At 34.5% G+C, this 26707-nt stretch carries 24 protein-coding genes; 11 read left to right on the forward strand and 13 right to left on the reverse strand.

Features of this window, described 5'->3' with window-relative positions:
* Positions 1 to 71 precede the first annotated feature (71 nt).
* Positions 72 to 419: a winged helix-turn-helix transcriptional regulator gene (locus tag EG359_RS18205; RefSeq protein WP_076356149.1), complete on the forward strand. Its 348-nt coding sequence runs from the start codon at positions 72 to 74 to the stop codon at positions 417 to 419.
* Here EG359_RS18205 and EG359_RS18210 read toward each other — a convergent pair.
* The 6 genes from EG359_RS18210 to EG359_RS18235 all read right to left on the reverse strand — a co-directional run bounded on the left by EG359_RS18210 (position 416) and on the right by EG359_RS18235 (position 3910).
* A complete protein-coding gene (locus EG359_RS18210; RefSeq protein WP_076356151.1) occupies positions 416 to 988 on the reverse strand; it encodes an RsmD family RNA methyltransferase in 573 nt (190 codons plus the stop codon). The two genes, EG359_RS18205 and EG359_RS18210, sit on opposite strands and share 4 nt — an antisense overlap.
* Positions 989 to 1070: 82 nt before the next feature.
* Positions 1071 to 1787 carry a DUF3822 family protein gene (locus EG359_RS18215; RefSeq protein ID WP_076356153.1) on the reverse strand — a complete coding sequence of 239 codons (717 nt, stop codon included), beginning with the start codon at positions 1785 to 1787 and terminating at the stop codon, positions 1071 to 1073.
* A gap of 18 nt (positions 1788 to 1805) precedes the next feature.
* Positions 1806 to 2300: a Smr/MutS family protein gene (locus EG359_RS18220; protein ID WP_076356155.1), complete on the reverse strand. Its 495-nt coding sequence runs from the start codon at positions 2298 to 2300 to the stop codon at positions 1806 to 1808.
* A gap of 109 nt (positions 2301 to 2409) precedes the next feature.
* Positions 2410 to 2907 carry a metallophosphoesterase family protein gene (locus EG359_RS18225; protein WP_076356157.1) on the reverse strand — a complete coding sequence of 166 codons (498 nt, stop codon included), beginning with the start codon at positions 2905 to 2907 and terminating at the stop codon, positions 2410 to 2412.
* Positions 2907 to 3356, reverse strand: coding sequence for a hypothetical protein (locus tag EG359_RS18230; protein ID WP_076356159.1), 450 nt, complete (start codon positions 3354 to 3356; stop codon positions 2907 to 2909). The genes EG359_RS18225 and EG359_RS18230 overlap by 1 nt, the downstream gene beginning before the upstream one ends.
* A gap of 89 nt (positions 3357 to 3445) precedes the next feature.
* A complete protein-coding gene (locus tag EG359_RS18235; protein WP_076356161.1) occupies positions 3446 to 3910 on the reverse strand; it encodes a hypothetical protein in 465 nt (154 codons plus the stop codon).
* 97 nt (positions 3911 to 4007) lie between these two features.
* Here EG359_RS18235 and EG359_RS18240 point away from each other — a divergent pair, with 97 nt between their 5' ends.
* Positions 4008 to 5552, forward strand: a complete 1545-nt coding sequence (locus tag EG359_RS18240; protein WP_076356163.1) for a serine hydrolase — start codon at positions 4008 to 4010, stop codon at positions 5550 to 5552.
* Positions 5553 to 5694: 142 nt separating this feature from the next.
* Here the strand turns inward: EG359_RS18240 and EG359_RS18245 are convergent, their stop codons facing one another.
* Complete coding sequence (locus tag EG359_RS18245; protein WP_076356723.1) at positions 5695 to 6171, reverse strand: SixA phosphatase family protein; 477 nt, start codon at positions 6169 to 6171, stop codon at positions 5695 to 5697.
* A 116-nt stretch (positions 6172 to 6287) separates the two neighbouring features.
* Here EG359_RS18245 and ruvX point away from each other — a divergent pair, with 116 nt between their 5' ends.
* From ruvX to EG359_RS18275, 6 genes are all read left to right on the forward strand, one after another.
* Positions 6288 to 6704: a Holliday junction resolvase RuvX gene (ruvX, locus tag EG359_RS18250; RefSeq protein WP_076356165.1), complete on the forward strand. Its 417-nt coding sequence runs from the start codon at positions 6288 to 6290 to the stop codon at positions 6702 to 6704.
* Positions 6701 to 7273 (forward strand): peptide deformylase, encoded by a 573-nt coding sequence (gene def, locus EG359_RS18255; protein ID WP_076356167.1) that lies wholly within the window; start codon positions 6701 to 6703, stop codon positions 7271 to 7273. Before ruvX ends, def begins: the two co-directional genes overlap by 4 nt.
* 77 nt (positions 7274 to 7350) lie before the next feature.
* Positions 7351 to 7908: a DUF5606 family protein gene (locus EG359_RS18260; RefSeq protein WP_076356725.1), complete on the forward strand. Its 558-nt coding sequence runs from the start codon at positions 7351 to 7353 to the stop codon at positions 7906 to 7908.
* A 242-nt stretch (positions 7909 to 8150) separates the two neighbouring features.
* Positions 8151 to 8918, forward strand: a complete 768-nt coding sequence (mazG, locus tag EG359_RS18265) for a nucleoside triphosphate pyrophosphohydrolase (RefSeq protein ID WP_076356169.1) — start codon at positions 8151 to 8153, stop codon at positions 8916 to 8918.
* 58 nt (positions 8919 to 8976) lie between these two features.
* Positions 8977 to 9855 (forward strand): SdiA-regulated domain-containing protein, encoded by an 879-nt coding sequence (locus EG359_RS18270; RefSeq protein ID WP_076356171.1) that lies wholly within the window; start codon positions 8977 to 8979, stop codon positions 9853 to 9855.
* Positions 9856 to 9887: 32 nt separating this feature from the next.
* Positions 9888 to 10664, forward strand: a complete 777-nt coding sequence (locus EG359_RS18275; RefSeq protein ID WP_076356173.1) for a hypothetical protein — start codon at positions 9888 to 9890, stop codon at positions 10662 to 10664.
* A gap of 72 nt (positions 10665 to 10736) precedes the next feature.
* On the opposite strand, the gene EG359_RS18280 is transcribed toward EG359_RS18275, so the two are convergent.
* Both EG359_RS18280 and EG359_RS18285 read right to left on the reverse strand, forming a co-directional pair.
* Positions 10737 to 11456: a hypothetical protein gene (locus tag EG359_RS18280; protein WP_076356175.1), complete on the reverse strand. Its 720-nt coding sequence runs from the start codon at positions 11454 to 11456 to the stop codon at positions 10737 to 10739.
* A gap of 334 nt (positions 11457 to 11790) precedes the next feature.
* Positions 11791 to 15516 carry a metallophosphoesterase gene (locus EG359_RS18285; protein WP_076356177.1) on the reverse strand — a complete coding sequence of 1242 codons (3726 nt, stop codon included), beginning with the start codon at positions 15514 to 15516 and terminating at the stop codon, positions 11791 to 11793.
* 26 nt (positions 15517 to 15542) lie between these two features.
* On the opposite strand from EG359_RS18285, the gene EG359_RS18290 reads away from it, so the two are divergent.
* The 3 genes from EG359_RS18290 to EG359_RS18300 all read left to right on the forward strand — a co-directional run bounded on the left by EG359_RS18290 (position 15543) and on the right by EG359_RS18300 (position 19176).
* Complete coding sequence (locus EG359_RS18290; protein WP_076356179.1) at positions 15543 to 16706, forward strand: Pycsar system effector family protein; 1164 nt, start codon at positions 15543 to 15545, stop codon at positions 16704 to 16706.
* Positions 16707 to 16722: 16 nt separating this feature from the next.
* Positions 16723 to 17646 (forward strand): bestrophin family protein, encoded by a 924-nt coding sequence (locus tag EG359_RS18295; RefSeq protein WP_076356181.1) that lies wholly within the window; start codon positions 16723 to 16725, stop codon positions 17644 to 17646.
* Between the two features lie 468 nt (positions 17647 to 18114).
* Positions 18115 to 19176 (forward strand): hypothetical protein, encoded by a 1062-nt coding sequence (locus EG359_RS18300; protein WP_123867440.1) that lies wholly within the window; start codon positions 18115 to 18117, stop codon positions 19174 to 19176.
* Between the two features lie 37 nt (positions 19177 to 19213).
* On the opposite strand, the gene EG359_RS18305 is transcribed toward EG359_RS18300, so the two are convergent.
* The 4 genes from EG359_RS18305 to nuoL all read right to left on the reverse strand — a co-directional run bounded on the left by EG359_RS18305 (position 19214) and on the right by nuoL (position 26706).
* Positions 19214 to 21514, reverse strand: a complete 2301-nt coding sequence (locus EG359_RS18305) for a GAF domain-containing protein (protein ID WP_076356185.1) — start codon at positions 21512 to 21514, stop codon at positions 19214 to 19216.
* Between the two features lie 244 nt (positions 21515 to 21758).
* Positions 21759 to 23138, reverse strand: coding sequence for an NADH-quinone oxidoreductase subunit N (locus tag EG359_RS18310; protein WP_076356187.1), 1380 nt, complete (start codon positions 23136 to 23138; stop codon positions 21759 to 21761).
* A gap of 158 nt (positions 23139 to 23296) precedes the next feature.
* On the reverse strand, positions 23297 to 24790 hold the full coding sequence (locus EG359_RS18315; protein ID WP_076356189.1) for a complex I subunit 4 family protein: 1494 nt from the start codon (positions 24788 to 24790) through the stop codon (positions 23297 to 23299).
* Between the two features lie 2 nt (positions 24791 to 24792).
* Positions 24793 to 26706, reverse strand: a complete 1914-nt coding sequence (nuoL, locus tag EG359_RS18320; RefSeq protein WP_076356191.1) for an NADH-quinone oxidoreductase subunit L — start codon at positions 26704 to 26706, stop codon at positions 24793 to 24795.
* Position 26707 lies beyond the last annotated feature (1 nt).

A 26707-nucleotide genomic window follows, 5' to 3' on the forward strand; every position in this document is an offset into this window, starting at 1 on the left:
TCATTTTTATAGTTACAAAATTAATTTAAGTTTATTAACTTTGCAATAACGGTAAAAAATGATAGTATAAAATGTATACCATAGACAACAAAAATTATCCTTGCTGTACCAGTGTTACCATGAGGTTTATAGGAGGAAAGTGGAAAGCTGTAATTTTATATCATCTCATTGATGGTGCAAAGCGATATAATGAATTAAGAAAGGTGATTCCTACTATTACGGAAAGAACATTGAGCCTTCAGCTTAAACAGATGGAGGAAGATAATATTATAGATAGGAAAGTGTTTACAGAGAAACCTCCTTTAATGGTAGAATATACATTAACGGACTTTGGCAGGACTTTGCTGCCGGTTTTAGAAGAAATTACAAAATGGGGAAAAACAGCTCCTGAAATATCAAAAAAAATAATCAGGAATTAAAGCTCCTGATTATCTTCTTTATTTGGATTGAAAAAGCTGAAACTCACGTTTCCGTATTTTCTTGTATCTACCAGATTGGGATGTTCCAGTTTCATTCTGCTTTGGTGTTCTACAATAAGAACTCCGTTTTCCTTTAGGTATTTATTATTTAAAACCAGGGAAATCAATTCATAGTATTTTTTTTCCTCCATCTCGAAAGGAGCGTCCGAAAATACAATCTCAAAGGATTTCTTATTTCTGAATTTCTTCAGCCAGTCAAATACATCACCTCTTTGTACATTGATCTGAAGAGACATGTCTAACTCAGAAGCTGTAGTGTTTATAAAGGACGTGTGCTTTGGGTTCATTTCTACAGAAGTTACATTCTGACACCCTCTGGAAGCAAACTCGAAAGTAATAGAACCGATTCCGGCAAAAAGATCAAGCACAGCAATCGACTGCATGTCGTATTTGTTTTCCAGAATGCTGAATAAAGCTTCCTTGGCAAAATCTGTGGTTGGCCTTACATCAAAGTTTTTTGGGGCGGCAATTTTTTTGGCTTTCCATTTGCCTGATATTATTCTGAACATGTTGTATTAGGGTTTAGGTAATAGATTATAGGTAGCAATAGTTATATCCAGGATCTGAGTCCTTTTATCTGCGACCTGTAATCTAGTTAAGTATAAAATTCTTGTTGGGAATATTGTCAAAAACAATTTTCAGATTTTTCACAAATTTCTGAAGCTCTGAAATAAAGGTCTCATTTTCCGTAGTTTCACCATAGGCATAAAAGTTGGTTTCATTAATACCAAAGCCTATTTTGCTTAATGTAAACATGATGAAGTAAAGAAAGTCAACTTCAGAGTTTACATCCAGGTTGTTGTAAAGTATGATCTTTTTATTGTCAATGGCAAAAAATTCACATTGATTATGATAAAGGTTGATATGAATCTCCTTATTATTCTTATTGTTAATTGAGCTTAAAAATTTTTCTCCGGAGAAGTTAAAGTGTACCGGTATAGCCAGTTCCTTTATTTTTTTGTAATAATTCTTTGGGAAAGTGTAATAAAACTGAATATTAAATTTTTTGTTGATGGAAAGCATCAATTCTTCTTTCTCCTTATCTGTAGGAGCATTGAAAGAAATTAAGTCAAATCCCGCATCGTGGTCAGAAAAACCTTCCGGCATCAGGGTAAAATGATTCCATGCAGAAATTACCTGTATTTCATCAAATCGCTGTTTGATAAGAACTTCATCCAGTTTTTCCTCAATAAGGTTGGCAGGGGTTTCTTCAGTAACAAAATAAGACTTTTCCTCCAGAATGCTTTTGTTTTTCACAATCTGGTAGATCAATCCGTCTTTGGTAAAAAGTAAATTAAGTACGTTCATATTTCAATTGCTGCAAATTTAGTGAAATTCTACCATTACCGCACCCGATTGATGGTGAAGTATTTCCTTATTATAAAAATCAATATTAACCTGGCTTTCTAAAACATCCCGAACCATCCTCTGAAGGATTCCATCACCAATTCCGTGAACAATCTCCAGTCTCTTCAGGTTATTTCTTCTGCAAAATTCCAATACCTCGATCAATTTTTCCTTTTGAATAAACAATCTTTCAAAACTGTCATAATCACTAGGATTCTTTACCAAATTATGAAAATGAAGGTCCAAAACCAAATGATTTTTCTGATGTTTTTTAGAAATAATCTTTTTAGGCTCTGCCTTTCTTACCACTCTGATGTTTTCGTAAAGATCTCTATCCTTGGGAACCAGCTTTTCTTTGGGATATTGATGGGTAAAGCCGTATTCATCCTTAAAAACCACAATATTTCCCTTCACGGAAGTTACAACCCCGCCTAAATTCTCGTCCACTACAGAAACGGTATCCCCAATTTTCATACTATTTAAAACCTATTCGCTCTCTTTAGCAAATGATAAACCAATCCTTTGGTTTCATTAAAATAAGATGAGCCTATTTAATCTTTGTCACTTTATATCAAGAAAGCTGTTAAACTCTCGGTCCCAATTCAATAATCTCGAGATCCTTAATTTCGTCACCATCTACCACAAAACGCATCATTGTCCTCATCTTATGCCAGCCTTGTTTTCCGCAGGCTCCGGGATTTAGGTGAAGAAGATTATTCTTCTCATCATACATGGCTTTTAAAATATGGGAATGTCCTGAAATAAATAATTTCGGGGTTTTCTCAGTAATTTCTTTTTTGGTAAGTGGAGTATATTTTCCGGGATAACCACCGATGTGAATCATCAGAACTTCCAGCTTTTCACAGAAAAAACGATTTACTTCAGGAAACTCAGAACGTATCTTGGCATTATCAATATTTCCGTAGACGCCTTTTAATGGTTTAACTTTTTCCAGCTGTTCTATAACATCTATGCTTCCAAAGTCACCACAATGCCACACTTCATCTGCCTGTGATGCATACTCTAAAATTCGATCGTCGATATAGGAGTGAGAATCGGAAAGAAGTAGTATCTTTGTCATTATCTAAGGGTTCTTTCAGTGATATTTTCATCGTATTTGTCTTTAAATACAGCAACACGTTCAGAGTTCAGCTCTCCATCGTGATTGATGACTCTTTCTTTTAGCAGCCATCTTACCAGTTTTTCCATTCCTTTTTTAGAATTCATGAAGTTGGCAATTTTAGCCATATCTGTAGATTCTATTTTGGTTTTTTCAGTCAGGAAGTTGAGGATAAAATAATCATCACTTACATATCTAGGTGTTTCATTATCCATGTATTTGTACAGCAAAACCTCTTCATCATCTTTCATTGAAAAGAATGAGTACTGGGCTGCATTGATTTTTTCTGCTTTCAGAATTTGCTTTCCATCCAGAAGAACCTTATCATCTTTGATGGTTACATCCTGAGAAAAATAGAAATTACAACTTATCATCAATAAAATGAAAGCTAATAATCTGTGTATTGCCATTGTAATGCTTTTAGACTGCAAATATAAAGAAGCTTTAGTAAAAACCTATTTTGACGGGTTCAGATAATTACCCGAAACATTTCATCAGACTAGTAAGAAATGTCCTTTGTTCTGCGTATGGAATCCAGTTTCTTTTCAATATCTGCACTGAAAACTTTCTTTAATTTCAGTTCACTCCCAATAAGCCTTGAAATGGTAAAAGTACCATTCATACTATTATTGGATGGGAAAACGATGGCAATTGAAGAATCTGAAACTTTTTTCCAGCTTCCACTGTAACGTTCAAATTTTGAAGCTTTATTAGGGAAATCTTCCGTAGCATCATATCCGTTGGCAGACTTGCTTAAATTTCCTATGACTTTTCCATTCTTATTGAATTTTAAACCAGGGCTTTTAGTATCAAAAACATCCTGTGTTTCATAAGTGTAAATATAAGTGTCGAGCTTTTTCAATTTCCAGGTTTGTAAAAGTAACGGGTTAGAAGTTTTATCCTGACTCTTAACGAAACCGACTGCAAAAACTGATAATATTAGGATCCCAATAGATTTTTTCATGAATAATAACTGATTATTGGGAAATGTAAGTAAACTTTTAACATTGACAAAATTAACATCATCTAATATTTACTAAATTTGGGAAAATTAAAAAATAATGAAGCAGAAACTTTCTTATTTCATTTTTCTTTTAACCTTAGGATTAGCGAATGCACAGGTTGAAGAAAAAAAACTGGATGAACTGATCCAAAATACTCTGAAAACCTTTGACGTTCCGGGAATGTCGGTGGGAATTGTAAAAGATGGAAAAGTGACCTATTCCAAAGGGTTTGGAGTACGTTCACTCACCACCAAGCAGCCCATGGATGATAATACACTGGTAGGAATTGCTTCCAATTCTAAAGGTTTTACCTGTGTGGCATTAGCAATTCTGGCAGATGAGGGAAAACTGAACTGGGATGATAAGGTTTCCAAATATATTCCTGAGTTTCAGATGTACGATCCGTATGTTTCACAAAATGTAACGATAAAGGATCTTATTACGCATAGAGCGGGATTGGGATTGGGACAAGGAGACCTGATGTTTTTTCCGGAAGGAGGAAATTTAACGGTTAATGACATTGTTCATAATGTAAGATATCTAAAGCCTGAAAATCCTTTCAGAACTACACTGGACTATAACAATATCATGTTTGTTGTTGCCGGGGAAGTGATCCACAGGGTTTCCGGATTAAGCTGGGCAGAGTTTATAGAACAAAAAATCATGAAACCTGTAGGGATGACTTCCAGCTTTGGAAGTTACAACAGAGCGAAAGCTTCTGCCAATAAAATTGATGCTCATGCTCCCGTAGACGGAAAAGCCATTGCAGTTCCCCACGATTGGAATGAAACAGCTAATGCTGCCGGAGGAATTATGAGTAACATCAAGGATATGACAACCTGGGCAGAATGTCTGTTGAATAACTTTACTACTAAAGATGGTAAGAAACTGGTTTCTGATAAGAATGTTCAACAACTTTGGAGTCTGCAGATTCCTGATAGGGTTGCAGCAAAGAATCCATATGATACGAGTTTTTACGGATATGGTTTAGGATGGTTTTTAAGTGATGTGAAAGGACACAAGCAGGTACAACATACAGGAGGCCTTATCGGTACGGTAACACAGTTTACTTTAATTCCTGATCTTAAACTGGGAATTGTTGTCTTGACTAATCAACAGTCAGGGGCAGCTTTCAATACCATTACGAATACGGTAAAAGATTCTTACCTTGGAGTGGCAGACAGAAACTGGCTGAAAACGTATGGTGAAAGAATGTCTAAAATGAATGTGGAATTTGAAAAACAAAAGAAAGAAGCATTTACAAAATCAGAAGCATTCAAAAAAGAAAAAACACTTCAGCCAAAAGCTGAACAGTTTACAGGAACATATAATGATGTTTGGTTCGGTGATGTAGAAATTACTCAGCAGGGAAGTGCTTACAGAATTTCATGTAAAAATTCACCGAGATTGAAAGGAGAATTGCTTCCATATTCCAATAATTCATTTATTATTAAGTGGGATGACAGAAGCTATGATGCTGATGCCTATATTATTTTTAGTTATGATGAGAATGGAAAAGCACAATCTGCAAAATTAAAGGCTATTTCGGATGTGACGGATTTCAGCTTTGATTTTGATGATCTGGATCTGAAGAAGAAATAATCAAATATTTATTATTATAATTCAATAGGAACGGGCTTTAGCCCGTTCTTTTTGTTATGATATAATAGAATGAATCTTCTCCTTTTTCTGACACGAAAAAAAGAAAATAAATAGTGTTACATAGAGAGTTATTAAGCTGAACTTATATTTTTCCAGGTTCATAAAAGAACAAAAGTTTCTTTTTGGCTCCATCAAATTCGGACCAGGATTCACAATCTACTTCGAAACCGGCAACACCACAGGTGGGAAAGTGAAAAATATCTTCAGAAATGGAATTGGCAAAATTGGAAATTCCATTGTTGTGGGAGAAAAGAGCAACCGTACTTAGGTTGTCATCCAGGTCATAGATTACAGATTCAAAATTTCTTTCCGAGGGATTATATAGTTTTTCATCAGTAGAACACTCCAGCTGATAGGTCTGGTTAAAAATCTTACAGGTATTCAGGGCACGCACTGCCGGGCTTGATACAAAATGATCAATGGAAATATTATTATGTTTTAGGAATCTGGACATGTTCATAGCATCCTCCAAACCTTTGTCTGCCAAGGGTCTGTCAAAGTCCTCCGTTTCTTCCGGCCAGTCGCTTTTTGCATGTCTTACGAGGATGAGTCTTTTCATATATCTGTTTTTTTGGAAGATTAAAATTATAAAAAAAATTATGGAATAAAACATGATTTATATAAAAAAACTGCGTTATGAATAAAATCAGTAAATTTTACTAAATTTGCAGACTTATGGGACAAATCCTTGCAATAGACTACGGAAAGGCTCGTTGTGGCATAGCTATAACAGACGATATGCAGATTATAGCCAGTGGGCTGGAGACTGTAGAGAACCGCATTTTAATGGAATTTTTGAAAAAATATTTCAATGAAAATAAGGTAGATGAAGTAGTAATTGGGCTTCCCATAGATTTGAGAGGAAATATTTCTGAAGTGGAAACCGATATTTTAAAATTCATTGAAGAATTTAAGAAAGAATTTTCGGATATTGCAGTTCACCGTTTTGATGAAAGATTTACTTCAAAGATGGCATCATTCTTTATTTCCCAAAGTGGAAAAACTAAGAAGAAAAGACAGGAAAAAGGATTAATAGATAAAGTAAGTGCAACCATCATATTGCAGAATTTTTTAGAACAAAGATTAAGATGATTTTACCGATAAGAGCTTTTGGGGATCCTGTTTTGAGAAAAGTGGGAAAAGATATAGATAAAGACTATCCCGAATTACAGGAACTGATAGAAAATATGTTTGAAACGATGTACAGCGCCAATGGCATAGGTCTTGCAGCGCCTCAGATCGGTTTGGATATTCGTATGTTTGTAATAGATGTGACGCCTCTTGCAGAAGATGAGGATTATGAAGATATCAAGGACGAGCTGGCACAATTCAAAAAGGTATTCATTAATGCTACCATTCTGGAAGAATCCGGTGAAGAGTGGAAGTTTAATGAAGGCTGTCTGTCTATTCCGGATGTAAGAGAAGATGTGAAAAGAAAAGGAACAATCGTTATTGAATATTATGACGAAAATTTTGTAAAACATACAGAAACTTTTTCCGATATTAGAGCCCGCGTAATTCAACATGAATACGATCACATTGAAGGAGTTCTGTTTACTGATCACTTAAGTGCTTTGAAGAAGAAACTGGTAAAAGGAAAACTTACGAAGATCTCTCAGGGTGATGTAAGCATTGGTTACAAAATGAGATTTCCAAAATAATTTAAACAAGGATTAAAAAGAAATAATAATAAGCAATAGGCTATATGCTGATTGCAAAATTTACAAAAAATAAAATTATGCTGTTAGAAAAAATAATTTCAATTTCTGGAAAACCAGGACTTTACAAATTAGTTTCTCAATTAAGAAACGGATTCATCATTGAAGATGTTACCAACAAGAAAAAAGTAAGCATCGGTAACTCTAGCCAGGTAAGCTTATTGGATAATATTGCAATGTTTACATTTGATAAAGAAGTTCCTTTGTTTGAAGTTTTTGAAAATGTTGCTAAAAACAATGATTATAAGCAAACTATTTCTCACAAGGCTTCTGATTCAGAATTGAAAGAATTTATGTTAGCTTCTCTTCCTAATTATGATACGGAAAGAGTATATGCATCTGACATCAAGAAACTGGCTCAGTGGTACAATATTCTTCACAAAGCAGGATATATCACTCCTGATAGCTTTGTAAAAGCAGAGGCAGAAACTTTAGATGGTGAGCCTGCAGAAGAAGTAAGCATCGAGAAAGAAGCTAAAAAAGCTGCTCCAAAAGCAGAAAAACCTGCAACACCAAAAGTAAAGGCTACTTCAGCTGCAAAAGCGGCTCCGAAAAGCACACACACTAAAAAAGGATAATTCATTTTTGAATTAAAGATATAAGCCTTGTTAAGAATTTTCTTGACAAGGTTTTTTTTGTTTATTGAATAAGTGAATCAAAAAATTAAAAACTCAAATGATAAATCATAGTTGATGGTTATTATAAAGGTTCAAATCATACCATACAGCCTTGCTCCTTTACTATAAACTTTCAACTTCAAGGGTTGCGGTAGAGTGAAAATAACCCTTACATTTGTATAAGATTGAATTTGCAGCTACATATGAATACGAAACAGGAGAAACTAGAAGCATTCGGAAGATTATTGGATATTATGGATGATCTTCGTGAGAAATGTCCATGGGATCAAAAGCAGACCTTGCAATCTCTTCGGCATCTTACACTTGAAGAAACCTATGAGCTTTCTGATGCCATTTTGCAGGACGATTTACAGGAAATAAAAAAAGAATTGGGTGATGTTCTTCTTCACTTGGTTTTCTATTCTAAAATAGGTTCTGAAAAAGGAAGCTTTGATATTGCAGACGTTATTAATTCTCTTAATGAAAAACTTATTTTCCGTCACCCTCATATCTACGGAGATACTGAAGTGAAAGATGAAGAAGAAGTAAAGCAGAACTGGGAAAAACTAAAGTTAAAGGAAGGAAACAAATCTATTTTAGGAGGTGTTCCGAAAAGCCTGCCAAGTTTAGTAAAAGCCTATAGAATACAGGATAAGGTAAAAGGTATTGGCTTTGAATTTCATGATGCAGAAGATGCCTGGAAAAAAGTAGATGAGGAAATCCAGGAATTTCATGCTGAAACAGATCTGGATAAAAAAGAGCAAGAGCTGGGAGATGTGTTTTTCTCATTGATAAATTATGCAAGGATTTCAGGAATTAATCCGGATTCTGCTTTAGAAAGAACCAATCTGAAGTTTATTTCAAGGTTTCAAAAGATGGAAAATATTGCCCGTGAGCAGGATTTAAATCTTGCTGATATGTCTCTGGAAGAAATGGATGTTCTTTGGGAAAAAGCAAAACACTTATCATAGTACCCCAATTGGAACAATTAATGCTTCTTATTTTTAGTTTAAATTAAAAAACAACACAATGCTAAGACTTCTTATGTTACCCACCTTATTTCTATTGAGCTGTAATCCTAAGGCTCAGAATTCACCAGTGAAAGGTGATGATTTAAACCCTCAGTTTTCTTTACCTAAAAAGTTAAAGGAAGTTTCTGGTATTACTTTATCGAAAGATAAAAAGACGATGTGGGTGATAGAGGACAGAGGAAATAAGAATGCCATATATGGATTAAGTGACAAAGGAGAAATGCTTGCCAAGGTACCGGTAGAAAATGCTGAAAATACAGATTGGGAAGATATTATATCAGATGCGCAGGGAAATATTTATATCGGAGATTTTGGAAATAATGATAATAACAGACGTGATCTAGCCATTTTAAAAACAGACCTGAAAGACGCTGCTCAAAAAACAACAAAGGTTGTTCAGACTACAAAGTTTCATTACGAGGGACAGACAGAGTTTCCACCAAAAAAATCAAATCTATTGTATGACTGTGAAGCTTTTGTAGAAATGGATGGTAACTTCTACCTTTTTACAAAGAACAGAAGTAAAGGTTTTGACGGAACATTCCTGGTATTTAAAGTCCCAAATAAAGAAGGTGATTTTGAAGCTAAACTGATCGGGAAATTAAAACTTCAGGGAGGTTATAATGATGCAGCTATTACGTCAGCTACCATTAATAGCACCAAAGATAAAATTGTATTATTGACGCATAAAAATGTTCATGTTCTTACCGGTTTTACACCCGATGATTTCAATGCAGCTAAGATCCAAAAGATTTCTTTAAACCATAATTCTCAAAAAGAAGCCATCGTTTTTCAAGATGATAAAACATTGATAATTGCAGATGAGAAAGGCAAAAATGAGGGTGGAAATGTCTATCAGTTTTCTGTTCAGCCATAAAATCTTATACTTGCTGCCATTACTAATTAACCATGAAAAAAATATTTTACTTTCTACTGGGTGTTTTTCTGCTATCTTGTAGCGGGAGCAATGATGATGTAGTAGATGATATGGTTCTGGAGCATGCCTTACAGCCCGAAAAGGCTTATGTAAATTATTTTGAGGATCCTTTTTCTTATATTATGAGCTCTAGTTATTATCAGTTTACATATAAAGATAATAATCTAATGCAAATATCTGAGTTTTCGGGATCATATTTAACTTCCAAGATCTCTTTGTCTTACAGTAATACACAAATAAAGGTATCAAGTGATTCATACGGTTCTGATTATCTCCTTTATAGTGTTTCTAATAATAAACCTTTAAAATTAGATTGTTATTTAAATGGAAAGCTTTATTATACACAATATTATATATATGAACAAGGAATGATAAAAGTTCTTAAAGAATTTGCAGAGTGGTATGATAAAGAGCTTACAACTTATTATTTTGATATTGAACATAATCTTACTAAGAGTGAAGTTGTAAAAATAAGCTATGGTGTGGAAAAGTCTTTAGATACCTATATTTATTCAAATTTTGATAAAGCCCAAAATCCATATAAAAGCTTGTGGATGCTTGATAATCTGAGATTTATTAATCTGGATGATAATCTTATTTTTGCGAAAAGTTTGTCTTTCAATAATTTTAAAAGAATAGAACATACTTTTAAAGATTTGGTTAAAGATCAAAACTCATACACAGAAACTCATGAATATAATTACAAATACGATTCAAACGGGCAGGTCCTACTATACCACCCATTATAAATTAAAAAATCCACAGATACTTTCTGTGGATTTTTTTTGAATAATATAGAAATGTAAATGAGGTTATATTTGTTATGGAGTAAGATAGGAAATATGGATATTTCCACTTGATATCCTGAAGTCCTGTGTATAGCGACAACGTATTCTGAAAGTATCTCCCGGATTAAAAAAATTGATGGAAGATAAATTATGGTTCAGCCCCGTGGTGCGCTCTCCGTGACCGGTGGATATGCCAGCAAGCGTAGTTTGGCTGGGTGATACTCTTTGAATATAGGAGTTTGCTGTTCCAGCTGTTTGTCCAGACGGATTTAGATTCAAGTCATAGGTAACATAAGGAACAATATTGTAAAATCCGGCCTTAACTACTGTAAATAGTCCCGTTCCGGAATTGTAGGTTAAATAAGCATTGTCAATTTTATTGCTTACATTGAAGATGTAGGTTTGTGAATAATTTTCGTGAGTATTCACCGGAGTGGTATGAGTTCCTGTATAGCTTCCACTGGCAGGGCTGATGTCTGTTTTATTCCCAACATAAATTACTTTTAAGAAATTTTCAGATTCTATACTTTTCCATACCGGCGCATTTCCCGTTCCGGTTGACATTAAAAACTCACCTCTGTTCCCGGAATTTCCTTTGGTATTGGCATTTCCTCCCACATTGATGTCCTTTACAACTTGAAGAGAACCATTAACGTGTAATGAATGTTGTGGTGTTGGGGTTTGTATCCCTACTTGTGCAATTGTGTTTATAGATATAGCGAATAACGCCATATATAATAGCTTCTTTTTCATCTAGTTGTTGATTTTTTTGAAATAATTTTAAACAAATATAATTTCTTTTTAAAACATCTGATTTTCTTAAATCAATAAGTATATTGCTGTATGAGTGTGCTAATTCTATAATACAAAAAATATGGTCTTTATTTAAAAACCATATTTGTGTTATTTCTGAAAAATGTTGATTAAAAAGTGGAATTATTAAATTTTATTTAAATTAGATTTTATTCTTAAATTTAAATATTTTAATCGTAATGAGTTGATTTTTAAATATAAATTAGTTAAAAATGAATTTTATTTTTGAATGTAAAAATTAGAGTTAATTTATTTCTTTTGTGAGTCGATCTTTCTAAAATTTCATGCCTATTCCTGCAGAAACCCTTCCGCCATCTGCTCCATAGAAATAGTTTAGTCTTGCAGACATCATTTCTACGATGCTGAGCCAAACTCCGGCACCAACAGATTGATGCCATTTTCTTGAGTATTCATTGTCATTCCAGACACGGCCAACATCATAACCTACAAGGATTCCCATGTTGGCAGGAACAATATTATTTCTTATTCTTCCAAAATCCCATCGTATTTCAGAGTTGTTGATAAAGTATGATCTTCCAGAAAATCTTTCATTTCTAAATGCTCTCATACCATTATTACCACCAATGGCAGCGGCCTGATAGAATTCAAAGTTATGATTGTTAATCCACATCGCATTACTGGAGTTGGCAAACACAAAGATTCCTTTTTTATCAATTCTGTGGTCAATCGCTAGTTTTCCCCTTACAGTAAGGAAATTTTTGTTGAAATTAGAGAAAGTAGCTTTCCAGTCAGCATTCAACATAAATTCCATTCCAAGAGTAGGAAAGGCCACATTATCTGCATTTTTATAGCTGAATGTATAATTGGCTCCTAAAAACTGCTGACTATTGAAGACCTCTGGTCGTACATCCGGAGATTGGTTGATAAATCGACCGTCCTTTCTCTGTACTTTATTATCTTCAAAAGTAAGCTGGATCTGATGGCTGAAGTTCATCCAGTTTTTCTTGGTAATTGAAGGAGCTACACTAAACTTGGAAATTCTTGCCCTATTGTACTCTCTTTCTGTATCCTCCTTATCATATGGGCTTTCATTGGAAAGACCAAAGAAGTTTTGGGAAAATCTAGGAGTAGTATAAGATGCATCCAGATTGAAATCCCATCCGGAAATAGCTTTCTTGAAGACTCCTTTATAAGTAAGGCTGAATCCCGCAGTAGCAGTATAAAAATTAGCCTTTAAGCTATGCTTTTGAGTAAAAGGATCACGGATGAAGTTGTTCACTGTATAATTGGCCAGCATTCCTATGATGACTCCATCATCCGGGTTATAATCTGCATTGGGATAGCCGGCCACAGAGTTATACTTAGGATGCTTATAATTGTAGGTATTTATTTCGTAATCGTCAGAAATATTCTTCGTTGCATTACTGGCCTTATATGTATTCTTTTGAGATAGAAAATCATAAATCTTTACCTTTCTTCCATCTTCTACTTTATATACATCATGGTTGTAGCCGCCAATCAGCCTGATATTCATTCGAGGTCGCCCGGTTCCCACTACTTCATAGATGTCATCATCCTCCAAGCCATAAATCCACAGTTCCTTTGTTTTGGAATCATGATAGGTTTTTTCGAAAACGAGCTTGTTCTTATCCTTGTTTTTGCCTAATTCATATTGCTGCACCTGTACGGTATGTCCTTTTTTGGTAATAACAAATTTATCAGGATTTACAGTTCCTGCTAAAGAAACTTTTTCCTGTAATATGTTATAATATTCCGATGCGTAGCCTTGCAGCTTAGTCTTTCGTATCTTTAGTTTTCTTTCAATATCAGCAATGGTATCATCCTGTACTTCTTTGGGAAGATTGTGGAAGGCATCATCAATATCTGCATCCGTTAAATGTTCCTGGATGTACTTTGCCTGTGTTTCCCATTCTTCCTGTGTAGATCCCTTTAAAAAGACAAGATCCATTGGATAAGGTTCCATATTTACCCATTTTACACTACTGATATCCTCAGTAAATGTTTTCATGTGGCGGATTGCAGGAACATTCATGATAAGTTTGAACGCAGCTCCGTCATATTTACTGAAAGCCTGGTCCCTGTCTTTTGGGATAGGTTTGTAAATAATTTTGTCTCCATCCTCATATTCCGCCCATTTCCATTGATCGGAATGTCTGTCCCAGTCACCAATGAGCATATCAAAAAGTCTTGCCCTGATGTAAGATTCTTTGTCTACAGAATATTTGGAACTTTTGCTAAGGTTTTTTAATACATCATCCGTAGAAAGAATATCCTTTGCATTATTCAGATAAGTCAATGTTTTTGGATCCGAAGAAAAACGTTCTTCAATCATGTACATTTCATCACCGTAGTTGAGATTATATTTATCTAATGCCTGTTGCTTAGGGATATAGTATAATTTTGGATTACTGTGTATAATATTAAGTTTATCAGCCATATTTCCCACTGAAAATGGGGTAAATGGATGATTCGTGGTGTAGAAGTCTAATAAGAATTTTTCTGGAAAAGTATTGGTAAGCTCTTCGCCAAAAGTACTCTTTGTAAAAGCCATATTGTTAAGGAAACGCACGGCACTTTTTTTCACACCACGCATTACAAACTCCTGCCCATCTTTGGCTTTTAATCTTAAGCTATTGGATTGATTTCCGCCACCTTCCCTAAACGGGATAAAACCACCATTTAACTCAGAAAGATTGGCTGTTGGGGCTTCAATAGGAATTCCATAATACTTTCTGTAATGTTCTCCCCACAACCATCGGTAAAATTTCCCTTTTTGAGTAAGTTGTACAGGGTAAATGCTGGAAGAGATGGTAGATGGAAATGTATTGGGGAAATTATTCACAAATACATCCGGCTTAGAAACTACAGAGATCTGGGTTAATTTTTTTAACTGATCATTTTGTGTAGAGAAATATTCAACATCCGTACTTTGGTCCTTTCTGATATTTAAAACCGCAAAACCATTACCGCCATAAGAAAAATCAGTATGCTCAGTTATGGTAGACGGATCCACCTTAGAGCCTGCGCCACTAATAATCTGTCTGATATTCCCATCTTCATGATATTGTAGATTATGATCATGCCCAGAAACGAAAATAATATTTTCCTTATCCTGAACAAGACTTTTTAATCGGTTGGCAAGATCTGCATAATGTTGGTTGTTGAGGTCTGCCGGACTTATTCCGGAAGAACTTCTAAGTATATTGATAACACTGGTTATAACAGGTACCGGAACTTTACTTTTAAAAGGAAATAGGTGTGATTTGGCAGAGTGAAAGCCTGCGTGGGTTCCACTGCTTATAACAGGATGGTGCAGCGCTACAATAATTCTTTTACCCTGGTTTTTAATAATAAGATCCTTAAATTCCGTGAAGAAATCTTCGCGGGTCTTGATATTGCAGTTTTTATTGATTCCCGGGTAATTATCCCAGTTGGCAATCACCCATTCCGTATCAATAGCGATTAATTTAATATCCTTGGATATGTTGATATCATCAATTGGGCATCCGTTTTTAGGGAGGAAAGATTTTTTATCGTCAAAATACTTTTTTACAATTGCTTCCTGAGCGTTCAATCCGTCCAATCCGTCCAATCCGCTATACCAATCATGATTTCCTGGGATTACTAAGGTTTTTCCCTTAAAATTTTTAGTGATGGCAAGCTGATTTTCCAGTTTTTGTTTTGCTAACTCATAATCTTTATCCGTTTCCTTAGGCATTCCGTTGGGGTAGATATTATCTCCCAGAAAGATTAGCATAGAGTTATTATTTGCTGAGTCCAGTTTGCCTTTAAGGAGGTTCAGTGTTTTTTGGGCCTGAGGTTCATCTGCATTTCCGGCATCTCCAATGAGGAAAACCTTAAAGTCATTTTCAGATTTTATGTCAGAATCTTTTACTTCAAATAAGTTTTTGCCTTTTTGTACGTTATATGTTGCGCAGGAATATAACACTCCGGCGGACATTACTGTTCGTAAAACAATAGAAGTATTTTTTAGATGAGTTTTAAAGGATAAATTCATAAATTTACATTAACAAAAATTCAGGAATGAGCATTCTACACAAAGCTAAAAATTATGTTGAAATCTTATTCAAAGATAAGTTATCTTCGGTATATTTTTATCATAATTTTATCCATACTGCCTATACTGTTAATAAGGCAGAGGAAATCATGAAAAATACTCCTGTTTCTGAAGAGGATCAGGAGAAAGTACTTGTGGCACTTTGGTTTCATGATACTGGCTATATAGAATGTGCCATGAATCATGAAGAAAGAAGTGTAGAGATCATGAAAAACTTTCTGCATGAGGAAAATTATCCGGAAAACTATATCGCAGAGGTAGAAAAACTGATATTGGCAACTAAGATTAACCATGAACCTCAAGGGCTATTGGAAAAAATTGTAAAAGATGCTGACTTCAGCCACTTTGCGGGCCATGATTACAATGATATTTCTGATGCTTTAAGAAAAGAATGGGAGCTTACCAATGTAAGATGCTTTTCTAATGATGAATGGAATGCCGGAAATCTTGATATGTTGAAGAACAAACACACCTTTTATACAGACTATGCTAAGGAAAACTGGGAACCTTTAAAAAAGAAAAATATCAAAAAAATTGAAAAAAAACTTGTAAAAGAGGAAGAGAAAAAAGATAATTCTGAGGGAAAGAAAGAAAAAGAAAAATCAGACAGAAGTGTAGATACATTATTCAGGGTGACACTCAATAATCATACAAGGCTGAGTGATATTGCGGATAGTAAAGCCAATATTCTTTTATCTGTAAATGCGATCATTATTTCAGTCTGTCTTTCTGTATTGGTCCCAAAGCTGGATGCCCCGAAAAATTCGCACCTGATTCTTCCAAGTTTTATACTGTTGTTATCCAGTGTTCTTACCATCATATTTGCCATCCTGTCTACAAAACCAAACGTAACAAAGACAACATTTACTACCCAGGATGTTACCAATAGAAAGGTGAATCTGCTGTTCTTTGGAAACTTTCAGCAAATGCTTTTTGATGACTATCATAATGCAATGAAAGATCTGATCAAGGATAGGGATTATATTTATGATTCTATGGTGAAGGATCTGTATTATCTGGGAAAGGTTCTCGACAGAAAGTATAAGCTTTTATCCATTACGTATAAAATATTTATGGCCGGAATTATTATTTCGGTGCTGTCATTTGGCTTTGCTTTCCTTAGTCTTTAATAAAAAATAAAATACAATGATTGTCAGACAACGTACGAATTGGCTGAAAATGTTATTTATATGGAGGGGTTCTGTGTTGAAGAAAATAGTAGTTCAGCTTATTATCATTAGTCTGTTTTCTCTGGCAATCTATTATTTCAAAGGAAAAATCTTTGATTATAAGGTACACCTTAATCCTACCATCTTTACATTGATTGGGTTGGCTTTGGCCATTTTCATGGGATTTTGTAACTCCGCTAGCTATGATCGGTTTTGGGAGGGAAGAAAACTTTGGGGGCTTCTTGTCATCGAAACAAGATCATTGACAAGACAAATTTTATCTCTGGTAAACGATTCTGCTCCGGAAGCCAAAGAAGAAAAACAGAAGATCATTAAGCTGATTTCAGCTTTTTGCTGGTCCCTGAATTATCAATTGAGAGATAAATCCGGAACAGAGCATTTATCAAGACTGTTATCTCCGGAACAAATAGATCAGTTGAAGAATAAAAAGTTCATTCCAAGCATTATCTTGGGATTCATTGCCGATTGGTTGAATGAGCAGAATAAAAAAGGAAATATAGATACCATTGTAATGACTTCCATGGATCATCAGCTGAGCCAGTTTTCTAATATTTCCGGAGGCTGCGAAAGGATCTACAATACACCATTACCATTTGCTTATAGTATTTTGTTGCACCGTACAGTTTATCTCTACTGTTTCTGGCTTCCTTTTGGACTGGTAGATTCATTGGGCTGGATGATGCCTTTAATTGTTTTACTGATAAGCTATACCTTTATTGCGCTGGACGCCATTATACAGGAGATTGGTGAACCTTTTGGGGAAGAGGAAAATGACCTTGCCCTTAATAGTATCTGCCGTACCATTGAGTTCTCTATTTTTGAACAAGCAGAAATCCCACAAGGAGCGTTAAAAAAGCCCGATTCTTATTTTATAGATTAATGCTGTTCGATATTCTTTAAAAAATCAATTACATCCCTTTATAACTATTCTTTATTCCATTTGGTATAAAGAATTGATTTTTGTTGCTTTCTAAGCATTACTTCTATCAAACGATAAGCCGTAAATGCTACAAGAATTACTAATATTATATTCTTCATATTTGATTATAAAAATTAAAATTTCATTCAATCCAGATCAAAATGAGTATAAAAAAGCACAAAAAAGTCTAAATTTAAAATTACATCACTTATTTTAGAATTATTGGGTATTTGTAATATATTTATACCCAATAAAACACAGCAATATTTTCTGAAAATATTTGTAGGAAGTATTATAGAAATTATATACCAGTTAACTCAAAAAACAATGTCATAAATAATGAAGGCTATATTACTTTTTTTTATTTTTTCATCTTCCTTTTTCTATTCCCAAATCATTAAAGATACAGTGTTAGGAAAACCTAAGTCTGTGAAAGAATTTGTAATTTTTCTAAATGAGTCTGGCCCATTTAATTTTATGAAAGGAGATGATGAATACGGGCATGCAACAATCATGAAGCCTAAAAACTTAAGATTAAGCATGAAACGATCATGGTTTGAAACAGATTTCTGCAGATACATAAATAATGAAACATATTATGATAAAAATAGAAATATTATAAAAGAGACATGGTATTACAAATCTGGAGAGATCGTTGAAGATTATGTTTACACATATGATGATTTGAATAGACTAATGTTAGAAAAATCTAAGAATAAATACTCAGAGAAAACTTCTCGTTATTTTTATAATGGGAAGAATAAAAATGTAAAGTTTAAAGAGCATTATTCTAAATGGAAAGATGAACCCGTGAAAAGATATTTTAATAATATAGAAAATATTAAGCCTTTGTTTATAACTAAGTACGATACATTGTCAAATACGGATAGTATTTTTGCGATTACAAATAATATTTGGAAAGGAGTAGGAGATGGATCCTATACAAGAAGTAACGACACTATTTATCACAAAAAATTAAATTGTGTAAAATTTTATGATAATAAATATAGGATTGTTGAAGAGAAATTTTTCAATTATGAGGATGATCTTAAAAACAAGAAAATATATCTAAACGGACATTTAAAATATGAATATGACAGCTATGGTAATATAATAAAAAAGACAAATGTTGATGATGGAAAATTTTATTCTTATATGATGTCTGATAGTGGAAAAATAATTAAAGAAGAAAAAAAAGATAGCTTTGGGAAGACGAGCTATACAGTTTACAATTATACTAAGGACCAAAAGTTAGAAAGGGAGACAAGTTACTATAATGATAATGTTTCTTTGGATATACGGTTTGAATATAAAGATAACTATATAACCAAAGTATTTTATCTAGATAAATTTGGGCAGCAGAATAAAATAGAACCAACAGTAATCACTTTCAAATATGTTTTTGACAAAAAGAATAATTGGACAGAAATTATTAAAAATGTAGATGGAAAAGATTTGTATAAGTGGATTCGAAAAATTGAATACTACTAGAATAAAAATTGTACATTAGAAAGCTGTCAGATTAATTCTAAACCAAAGAAACCCTCAGCGCCAGTAACCCTGTAATCCCCTGAAGATCTTCCACCTTTAGGAACTCTACATTATGCTGTAAGATATTTTTCTTTTGTAGTCTCGAGATGTATTCTAAGTATTCTTTCTGGTTTTCCATTCCGAAGTAGACGATGGTGATCTTCCCGGGAGCTGTGATTCGTTCTGAAGAATCTTTTACATGGGCTTTGTCCAGACGTTTTTTTATAATTTCATAATAGGAATTGTAGGCGCCATCTACATCAAAGCGCTTTTCATCCATTCTGAAACGGATATCTATTTTCTCATTATAAACGAAGATCAGAGAGGCAATATCTAAAGAAATAGGAAGATTCTGTTTAAAAGTCTGGAACTCAAGCTCCATTTTACAGATGGTCTTCAGCTGCCAGTATCTTAATTTGTGTACAACTTTTGAAGTATAATGCAGTTCAGGTGCAATATTATGACCTATGTACAGATTATGCTCTACACCATCAGACTTGAATCTTTCATAGTAATGTGGAAAAATCTGCTGGGCCTTAATTTGGTTTTCATCCAGCATATCCGCAAACTTTCTGTTGAGAAGCATTATAGAATCGTCCAGTTTTTTTCTGTGATTATAGAACAGATCTGTTTGGGGACGTACCTGTAAAAAATAATCCTTGATCTTTGACTTTACTTCTCGGGATGATCTCACCTCCAGCTTGGCCTGTAAAAAAGGATGAATTTCTTCTCTCAATAATCTCTGAAAACGTTGTTCTGTATCCGCTTTGATCTCATTGTTCAGTTCATTCTCAAAAACATCAAGAGCTAACGTGAATTTTTCTGAATCAGAATTTGTTAGGGCCAAAATATCAATTAACCATTCAATTTGTTGGTTGAGATCCAGAAGCATTAAGTTAAAACGTTTTTCAGAAGAAGAACGAATATCTGATACTCCAAATAAAGGAGTTAGGTTTTTAAAAGAAATTTGCTTTAAAGTATATATTTTTTTCCCTAGTGATGCTGTAAAATATTTTTCAGCCTCATTCCGGAACTTCCATACCACACTATCGTGGATGGAGGTATACTCACGCTGGATGATAGCTTCTATCTGATAATTTTTCTCAAAATAGAATCTGTTCAGAGAGAAGAGGATCATGTCTGAAAAAAACTCCATTTTTTTGAGTTTTAAACCATTAAAACTGCCGGCAATAGAAGAGGTAAATTCCATGATTGCAAGCAGGTCATTGTCTTTCATGATAGGAATTACCATGAAGCTATTGACATTATTATCCTTTAGAATATTAAAAGAAGGAAGCTGCCTTATATTCTCATCCAGGTTGTTCACATTGGAAACAACAATGGGTTTTGAATCATGACTTATATTATTGAATGTATTTATTCTGGTTTCTTCATCAAAAGTATTGATCCAGAAATCAAGAATATGATTGGTTAGTAAGCTTTCATAGATAGGAAGATTATCCAGTTTTTGCTCTTTCTTATTGAAAGTCATGAGTCCAAAGTTGAGGTCTGCCACATCAAAATAAGACTTAAAAATTTCAGTCAGATTTTCATTAGGATTTAAATCTTCGGGGTCAATTTCTATCATGCTTGACTTCAGATCAGACAAAGCTACCTCAGAAGTGCAATCTACCAGTGAAATAATGGTAAAGCCTTTCAGTACCCAAGACTGCGAAGGGAAATATTTTTTCCACAGCTTAAAATCATCCAGATTTTCTAAAAGCATATCCAGAATATCATCAGAAGGAATTTTTGCTTCTTCTGTAGGATAAATTTCAGTGAAATCTGAATTTACAGTAATCTTATAATGCTTCATGATTCCCTGTTTATTGGGAATGTCATAATAGAAAGGGATGGTACTTTTAATATCTTTTTTAAAGTAAGTCTGAAGAATCAAACAGCAGCAGAACACATAAAACTCATTGTCAGTAATGTTTCTGAGTTCTATTTCAAAATCTTTTCCTGCATCTTTAAGAATTCCTTTAAATCTTTCGGTATAATTGAAGGTGATGTTGGAAAGAGGAATGCTTGCGGCTTTTATTTCATTGTTGGTAAGTCCTGTAGGAAAGAGGTCGGCAAGAAGCAATCTGATGAGGTCTTCATTTTTTTCCAAAAGACTGATGTCCTGAAAACCATCTTTCAGCTCTTTAAAATTCTTTGTTCTGTCAATTAAGGATTCAGCATAATTGACTCTATATTCCAAGCGGTCATTGTAGCGGATATGCTCCAACACATCCAAATATTTTTTGAATGATATATAAACCTGAAAGGGAGAGTCTTTTTTGTAAAGATTGGCCAACTGCTGAAATTTAGAGTAAAGTTATGAAAAAAACATCATTTCCAAATGTAGTCTTTTACAGGAAGAATTGGCTTTGTAAGGGTATTTTATTTCAAGTTTTTATATGTTTTTTGAAATATGTATATCATTATTTGTTGTTTGCTATTTTTTCTCTATTTATTGCTTTCTTTTTTATGAATAAGTATATCAATAAAAAAACCTTTCAGATCAACTGAAAGGTTTTTAATATAGTGTAGATAACTTTTTATAATCCGAATATTCCTGCAAACAGATCCGGGAAAACTCCCAGTGCGATAATTGTTACGATGACAACTACTGCAACAATATTGTAAGTAATGGTTACTTTTTCTGAAGACTTGAATGTAGACTCCTTAAAGAAGAACATTGCAATAATCAGTCTTAAATAGTAAGCAATAGATAAGGCAGAACCCAATACTGCTACCAATACTAAGAATGCCGCTCCGTTCATTGCTTGAGAGAATAAGGCAAATTTCCCCATGAAACCAGCGGTTAACGGAACTCCTGCCATTGAAAGCATAGAGATTGCTGCTACTGTAGCTAATAGGGGTTCAGTTTTAGCCAATCCTTTGAAAGCTCCGAAAGATGTTTCTCTCTTTAATTTCTCTACCCAGATTAAGCACATGAAAACACCTACTGTAGATAAGGCATATGCAAATAAATAAAAGGCCAGGTTATAAGTAGAAAGGCTAGTCATTCCGAAGAATACCAATCCTATGTATCCTGCATGAGAAACTGAAGAGTAAGCCAACATTCTTTTTGCATTTGTCTGAGCAAGACCCATAACGTTTGCTAAAAGTAATGTAATGATTAAGAATACTCCTAAAACATTAATCCATTCGTGAGTAACTCCTGCAAATCCAATGGTCATTAATCTGAATAAAGCAAAAAATCCTGAGATCTTTACTACACTCGCCATGAAAGCCGTGATTAATGAAGGAGAACCTGCATATACATCAGGGCTCCACATGTGGAAAGGTGCTAAGGCTACTTTGAATGCCAATGCACAAAGAATTAATAATACACCTAGAATAAACATTACATTGGTAGCGTTTGCCACTCCAAAGTCATGAATTTTATAGAGATCAAAACTTCCTGCACTTCCGTAGATGAACGCAATACCGAAAAGTAAGAAACCTGTCGCGAATGCACCCATTAAGAAATACTTGATTGAAGCTTCGTTTGATCTTAAATCAGTTTTGTTGGCACCGGCCATTACATATAATGGGATAGAAAGAATCTCAACACCTAAGAACATCGTTACCAAGTTCTGGTATCCAAAAAGAATAATTCCTCCAATTAATGCAAATAGCATCAATGCGTATAATTCTGACTGGTGGCTTCTGTGGTTGCTGAATGCAAAACCTCCCAGAAAGAATAACAATAATGTGGTTACAATTGATATTTTAGTGAATAATGCGGTATTGGCACTGTATTCATACATATGCTTGTATTGATCGAAGAACGAACATTCAGGCATAAAGCTTACATACAATGCGATGATTAGTCCCAAAATCCCAATGTATCTTGCGAATTTTCCTTGCTCGAAAACTCCTGAAAATAACGCAATAACTGCCGTTAGGAAAACAATAATTAAAACACTCATAATATAGATTTGAGATGTGAGATTTGAAGTTTAAAGTACCAGGTTCAAAGTTTAGGGTTTAAAGTTTCAGGTTTAGTTTCCTGTCTATAATCTCTTTGCCTTTTATCTTTTACTCTTCTCTAACCTCTTAATTTTTTAATTTTTAAATCTTTTAATTTTTAGTTGGCCATCGCCGTGTAGATAAACTTCACTGAACTACTCACCATGTCGATTACCGGTTGTGGGAAAATACCAAGTAAGATCACAAAAACCGCTAAACTTGCCAATACAGAAAATTCTACACCTGATAAATCTTTTGCTGTACTTAAAACCTCTGCATTTCCTTCTCCAAACATTGCCTTTCCGTAGAATCTCAATAAGTATACTGCACAAAGAATTACCGTAAGACCAGCAATTACTGCTGCTGTTCCGTTAAAATCATATACTGATTTCAAAAGAATAAATTCTCCGATAAATCCATTGGTTAATGGAACTCCCATTGAACCTAATATAATGATCAAGAATAATACAGCAAACTTAGGAGCAACTTTTGCTAAACCACCCATTTGTCTGATGTCTCTTGATTTAAATCTCTTGTATAAAATATCACAACAGTAGAATAATCCTACCACGTTGATACCGTGAGCAAATGTCTGTACCAAAGCTCCTTCAGCACCTTCCACATTGAAAGTTCCTCTTAAAGTAACTACTGCAGAAGCGAAGATACCTGCTACCATCAATCCTACGTGAGAGAAAGATGAATAAGCGATGATTCTCTTCATATCTGTTTGGATAATTGCAATCAATGCACCGTGAACAATTCCTACGATGGCAAGGATGATAACAATCTGTCCTGAAATTCCTGCAATAGGAAGTGGAGTAATTGGAAGTAAATAACGCATTAGACCATAAACTGCCATCTTAAGCATAATACCGGATAGCAACATCGATCCTTGAGTAGGAGAGTAGGTATAGGTATCAGGCTGCCAGGTATGGAAAGGGAATACCGGTAGTTTCACTGCAAATGCAAAGAAGATAAACCAGAATACCACAGTCTGCTGTGTTTCGTTCAGTTGTGCATTATATAGATCTGTTAAAGCGAATGATGCAGAGTGGTTGTACACATAGATCAATCCGGCTAACATAAACAAAGATCCAACGAATGTATATACGAAGAACTTCGTAGTGAATTCAAACCTTTTATTCTCTTGTCCCCAAAGTCCGGCAATAAACCAAATTGGAATCAATGTTACTTCCCAGAAAATGTAGAACAACAATCCGTCTAAAGAAGTAAATACTCCTACAAGACCGAATTGCATCAACAGAATCAGTCCATAGAATGTATTTCTGTAGTTTACACTTTCATTGAAAGAAGATAAAATGATGATGGGCACCAAAATATTAGTCAGCAATAAAAGAAGCATACTCATCCCATCGATACCGAAGTGAAGAGAACTCTTCATAAATTGTGACCAGGGATAATTGATTTCGTGCTGCAATACGCTGTCTACCGTCGGAGTAAAATCAAAATCCGATAGTATATAGAACGTAAGGAGCATTTGGACCAATGCAATTCCCAGTGCCAAATATTTGCTGGAATTACTCTTCCATGCAAAAACTAATCCCGAACCTACTAGAGGTAATAGTAATAATGTTAATAATAAACAAGACATTATTATTGTAATAAAAAGTTAACAATTAATATAATTCCCACCGCTAAAGACATGATAAGGATATATGTCTCTACATTTCCGTTCTGTACACGCTTCATAGCTTTTCCGCTGTCTTCAGCACCATCACCTACAAAGTTTACAAAACGGTCTAAGATACCCTTATCAAACATTTTCCCTCCGCGTCCTAATCCTTCAACAGTTTTTACAATCAATGCGTTGTAAAGTTCGTCAACGTATAATTTCTTAGCAGAAAGCTTTTCCCATCCGGTATAGCTTTCTTCTGCAATAGCCATTTTTTTCTTCTTCACGTAGGTATTTCTAACGATAAACCATACAGAGAAGAACATAAGTACTGTAGCAGCTAATAAGATCATTTCAGTATTGAAAGGTACTCCTGAAAGAGTAGCTTCCATCTGGCTGTAGCTTTGTTCCGTAAGAACAGGCTTTAACCATTCCATCAGTTTAGCATAGTGGCCGTGACCGATGAAGTGTGGCAGGTTGATGAAACCTCCAACTACAGAAAGGATTGCCAATACGATCAATGGTAATGTCATATTAGTTGGGCTTTCGTGTAAGTGGTGTTTTTGTTCTTCAGTACCTCTAAATTCTCCATGGAAAGTAAGATAGTACAGTCTGAACATATACGTTGCAGTCATTGCCGCTAAAACAAATAAGATTACCCAATAGATTGGATTTTTAGCGAAAGCTGCTACTAAAATTTCGTCTTTAGAGATCATCCCTGAAAGTAAAGGGAAACCTGAGATGGCTAATGTTCCGATAAGGAATGTAGCGTGTGTAAGAGGAATATATTTTTTAAGACCTCCCATAAAACGCATATCCTGCTCGTTACTCATTGCGTGGATTACAGAACCTGCACCCAAGAATAATAAAGCTTTGAAGAATGCATGCGTCATTACGTGGAACATTGCTGTTGTATACGCTCCAAGACCTAAAGCGATGAACATAAACCCAAGTTGTGAAACTGTAGAGTATGCCAATACTTTTTTGATATCGTTTTGACGAAGTGCATAGAATCCTGCTAAAGCTGCAGTTAAGAATCCGATTAATAAAATTCCACCCTGTACTGTTGGGGCTAAAGTAAATAAGAAATTTGATCTTACTACCAAGTATATCCCTGCAGTTACCATCGTTGCTGCGTGGATTAACGCTGATACAGGAGTTGGTCCAGCCATCGCGTCCGGTAACCAAGTATATAATGGAACCTGAGCAGATTTACCGGTAGCACCGATGAATAAACTCGCTGTGATAAAGATAATCACTGTTCCGTCTAATTCAAATTTTGAAGCATTTTCTGCTACTGAAAGGTAATCTACAGCATTGGTTTGAGCAGCAATCATAAAGATACCGATCAATAATGCCAAGTCACCAATTCTGTTCATGATGAAAGCTTTTCTTGCCGCTTTACCGTATTCTTCGTTGGTATACCAGAATCCGATCAACAGGTAAGAACAAAGACCTACACCTTCCCATCCGATGAATAGGATAAGGTAGTTGCTTCCCATCACCAAAAGTAACATTGAGAAGATGAAAAGATTCAGGTAAGTAAAAAACTTATAAAATCCTTTATCATGACTCATATATCCGATAGAGTATAAGTGGATCAGTGAACCGATACCCGTAATGATCATCACCATCATTAATGAAAGCTGATCAATCTGGAATCCAAAATTAATTTGTACCCCATTTACTCTAAACCATTCAAAAGCTTTTACGATTACAGGCTGGCTTTCAGAATTGAAATTCATGAAAAGACTTACAGCGATACAGAAAGATCCGAATACTGCTGCCGTTGCCAAAGAGCCTACCAATATTTTTGGAAGATTTTTCCCAAATAAACCGTTAATAAGAAACCCTAAAAGTGGTAAAAGTACTATTGCATATACTAAATTCTCCATT

The organism is Chryseobacterium joostei (genome assembly GCF_003815775.1).
Lineage (GTDB): Bacteria > Bacteroidota > Bacteroidia > Flavobacteriales > Weeksellaceae > Chryseobacterium > Chryseobacterium joostei.